This is a genomic window from uncultured Rothia sp. (genome assembly GCF_916049665.1).
In the GTDB taxonomy this organism is placed as follows: Bacteria; Actinomycetota; Actinomycetes; order Actinomycetales; family Micrococcaceae; genus Rothia.
The window spans coordinates 1-3,779 of sequence record NZ_CAJZIE010000105.1; the positions used below are offsets into that span (position 1 = coordinate 1).

The 3,779-nt window shown below is 62.1% G+C and carries 4 protein-coding genes; all 4 read left to right on the forward strand.

Annotated elements, in window-relative coordinates; translation table 11 throughout:
• Positions 1 to 379: 379 nt before the first annotated feature.
• The gene (locus QZ540_RS08155) at positions 380 to 880 is read left to right on the forward strand and encodes a hypothetical protein (protein WP_294629098.1); all 501 of its coding nucleotides are present in this window, start codon (positions 380 to 382) and stop codon (positions 878 to 880) included.
• A 110-nt stretch (positions 881 to 990) separates the two neighbouring features.
• The gene (locus QZ540_RS08160; protein WP_294629100.1) at positions 991 to 2,169 is read left to right on the forward strand and encodes a LysR substrate-binding domain-containing protein; all 1,179 of its coding nucleotides are present in this window, start codon (positions 991 to 993) and stop codon (positions 2,167 to 2,169) included.
• A 38-nt stretch (positions 2,170 to 2,207) separates the two neighbouring features.
• The gene (locus QZ540_RS08165) at positions 2,208 to 2,705 is read left to right on the forward strand and encodes an NUDIX domain-containing protein (RefSeq protein WP_005505097.1); all 498 of its coding nucleotides are present in this window, start codon (positions 2,208 to 2,210) and stop codon (positions 2,703 to 2,705) included.
• Positions 2,705 to 3,779, forward strand: a 1,075-nt coding sequence (locus QZ540_RS08170) for a glycine betaine ABC transporter substrate-binding protein (protein WP_294629102.1), incomplete at its 3' end; no start/stop codon positions are given. The genes QZ540_RS08165 and QZ540_RS08170, both read left to right, overlap by 1 nt.

The following is a 3,779-nucleotide window of genomic DNA, read 5'->3' on the forward strand; positions in this document are numbered from 1 at the left end:
TTCTCTGGGAACGAGTCCAGGGGAGTGTTGGGGATAGTTAAAAAGAAAAGGAACCCCGTCCATGGGGTTCCTTTTCTAGCATCACACACAGGAAGAAAGTCTTCTAGACCGATTAGGAAGGCCTTCCCACAAGGCCTGCCCTATTCGGTAATAAAAATATATCCTAATTCCCGTGCGGGTGACAAGCCGAAAATAGCGACACCCTGTCAATAAACTAAGGTTTACCTAAGTGAAATCCGCGCCATTGCAGGCGACAAGGGGCAATAACCCCCGGCTGAAAAAATTTAAAAAAATTTTCAGACCCCTCCAAAAGTCGAATAAGAAGCCTCAAAGAACCTTCAATCAGACCAATATCGCCCACCCATGAGAGAATAGCCGGGTGAAAGATTGGTTTGACGCACTCCCGATTGAGGTTGCCCTAGCTTTCATGTGGGTGGTCGGTATCGTCCGCACCAGCATCGTGTACGCTCTCGGCGCGCTCGCTGCTGAAGGCGGCGCCCGCCTCGACCGCATCCGCAGAGCCATGGACAGCCCGCTCTACCGTAAAGCGCGCCGCCTGATTAACCGGTGGGGCGTTATTGCCGTGCCCCTCTGCTTTCTCACCGTGGGTCTGCAAACCGCCGTCATTATCACGACCGGCTTCACGAAGATGCCGCTGCGCCGTTGGGTGCCCGCGATGCTGGTTGGAACCTTCATGTGGGCGTGCATCTACACCACCATTGGCTTCGCAATTCTTGCCGCTCTCGGGCTGGAGCCGTGGATGTTCCCGCTCGCTCTCGCCATTGTTATTACGGCGATGGTGATTGTGGCTCAGCTGCGTGAACGCCGCATCAACCGCGGAACCGTTGAGAACGCTCCGGAGAGCATCACCGAGAACTAGCCCTCCCGGCGACAGGGGATAGGGGTGGTATCTCGCCGGGTTGAGGGCGCTCATCTGACCCCGTTCACCCGGCCCCAATGCGCCCGCCCAAGATGTGCTAGCGTGGAGGGATGAGTTCTACCGCATCCTCCACCGCAGGTACCCCCGAAGAGCAGCCCATCAACGACCCCGCTCTCGCCGCAATCGACCCCGAGTCGAGCGCGCCCGAAAACGCTACCGACCGGGTAGAAACCGAAGCGCCCGCCGAGGCACCCACCCGCGTGTACCTGCACCCCGAGCAGCTGGCGATGATCCAGACTCCGGAGGCTCTGCCCATCCCCGTGCTGCAGCGTTCCATGCTGCGCATTAGCTACGTGCCCGCGATTATGCCTGGCAAGTGGTTCAACCGCTGGCATGAGCGTTACGGTGACCGTGTGCAGCTGGCGGAGGTGCCCGTGCGTGAGGCACGCGGCCTGGACTCCCTGCACCAGAATCTGTGCCTGATTGATCCTGCCCTTGAATCGGCGGCAGAGGGAGAAAACGCTGCCGAGGCGCCCGCTGAGGCTGCCGAGCACGCCCCTGTACCCGTCGTTGAGGTGCCCGAGAACCCCTTTGCACACATGAGCATTGTGCGCCCGGACCGCGAACCGGCAAGCACCGACGGCGAAAAGTACCATAGCATCCGCCTCTACGAGGAGCTACCCGTGGTCATTCTGCCGGTGGACCATGTGCTCACCGTGCTTGATGAGGTGCCCGTGGAGGAGCTTGCTGAAGAGTTCCTGCTGCAGCCCGCCTCCGATATTCCCGCTTATGAGGAAGTCTCCCGCGCATGGCGTGAGAGTGCCGGTCGCATCGTGCCCGAGGGCCTGACCGATAAGGAAACCATCGAGCTGGTTGCCGCTGGTGTGGGTCTGTACATTGTGCCCATGTCCATTGCGCGTTTCTACCACCGCAAGGACCTCACCTACCGCCCCGTTGCGGGCCTGGACACCTACCCGGTGCACCTGGTCTGGCCGCGTGCCCCCAAGGGCGAGCCGCGCAGCGAAGAGCTCGAAGCGCTCCTGCAGGACTTCATCGGTATTGTGCGTGGCCGCACCGCAACCAGTGAGCGCGGTAGCGAAACCCGGCAGGCACGCGCCGAACGCATCGCCGCTGAAAAAGCAAAGGAAAAAGCGAAGGCACGAGCCGCCAACGCCCGCCGCGAAGCACGCGATAAAAAGCGCGCCAACGCCAAGAAAAACGGTAACGCGCGCCAGCACGCTCGACAGTCCGCCAAAGCCGCCAGCGCACGCCGCGGCAAGAAACGCTAACGAACGATAGACGGTAAAATCAAACCATGGCATTAGCAATGGAAACCCGACCCGCAGCCTACGCAGTGATCATTGAGCAGGGCAAGCTGCTCATGACCCGCTGGGTGCCCGAAGACCGCGCGCTCAGCCCCCTCTGGTCCCTGCCTGGCGGCGGCATGGAACCCGGCGAACAGGCCGACGAAACCGCGCTACGAGAGACCCTCGAAGAGACCGGTTACAGCGTCGCCATTGAAGACATTCTGGGCGTGCACGCCGGACACTTCCCCGTGCGCTCCACCCAGAAAGACCCGCAAGCGCTACCCTTCTGCGCCCTGCGGGTGGTTTTCCGTGCCCACATTGTCACCGGCGAACTGCGCCACGAAATCAACGGATCCTCCGACACGGCACGCTGGGTACCCATCGCTGAGCTGGACACCATCCGCTACGGCACCCTCATCGACGAGGTCGCCTCCATGATGGGCTACTCCAACGCCGCCAGCTGGGCACGCGAATACCGCGAATTTCTTGCCGACGAAAACGCACGGAAGCTTCCCTAATGAACCGACTAACCCTCACCCGCCGTGCGGCGCTCACCTCCCTGGCGCTCATGCCGCTGCTCGCCGCCTGCGGTAGCAATGACACGACCCCGCAGGTGGACCCTTCCGCATCCAGCTACGGTACCCTGCGTATCGGCTACGGCGCCCTGCGTGAGATGCGCGCCGTAGCGCACGTGTACGCACGCGCCCTGCGACAGGTCGGCTACACCGTCGAACTTGTTGACACCGACAACAGCCGCGCCGCCGCCCTGCGCGGGCTCATGGTTCCTTCGGCTAATTCTGCCACCCCTACCGCTACTCTGCCCGACGACGAGGCAACCGGTAGCACCACTGCCGCGGCCCTTGAATCGTTGGACCTTGTCATCGACTACAGCGGCGACCTGCTACTCTACCTGACCGACGACGGCAAAATCAGCCCCGCCGCCGCACAGAACGAACGTATTGCCGCCTCCGTGAGTGCCTCCGCTCAAGCGGCAGGCGTGACCCTGCCCCCGGCAGCTACCCCCACCGCGGAGGAGAGCACCGCCTCCGCACATGCTACGGACGGTACCGCAAGCCCCACCGCAAGCTCCACCCGCTCCGCAGACCCCATCAACCTGCGCGCCATGAGCACCACCGACATGACCAACGCCATCTCGCGCATCCTGCCCGAAGAGCTCATGCTTCTCAACGGTGCTAGCGCCACCAACAAGGATGTGCTGGTCACTACCCGCGCCGTGAGTGCCCGCCACAAGCTCAACTCCCTCGCGAACCTGCGTGAGGTGCAGTCTTCCCTGGCGTTCTCCATCCCGACCGGGTACTCCAGCGGCACCTACGGCGTGGATTCTTTGCGTAGCCTCTACCGTTACCGTGTGCACGACCCGAAGATTCAGGACGACCCCGCCGAGCGCGTCAACGCCCTCACCGCAGACACCGTGCAGGTGACCCTGCTACACAGCAGCGACTCCGCGATTGAAGAGAATCGCCTGGTCACCCTGGAAGACCCCTCGACGGCGCTTTTGCAGCAGCAACTGGTGCCCATTATTCGCCGTACCCTGCCAGATAGCGCCCGTACGGCAATTAACCGCGTATCAT

Bases quoted from the DNA above. Each gene is read 5' to 3' on its own strand.
- QZ540_RS08160 (WP_294629100.1), top strand. From the start codon at position 991: ATGAGTTCTACCGCATCCTCCACCGCAGGTACCCCCGAAGAGCAGCCC.
- QZ540_RS08165 (WP_005505097.1), top strand. From the start codon at position 2,208: ATGGAAACCCGACCCGCAGCCTACGCAGTGATCATTGAGCAGGGCAAG.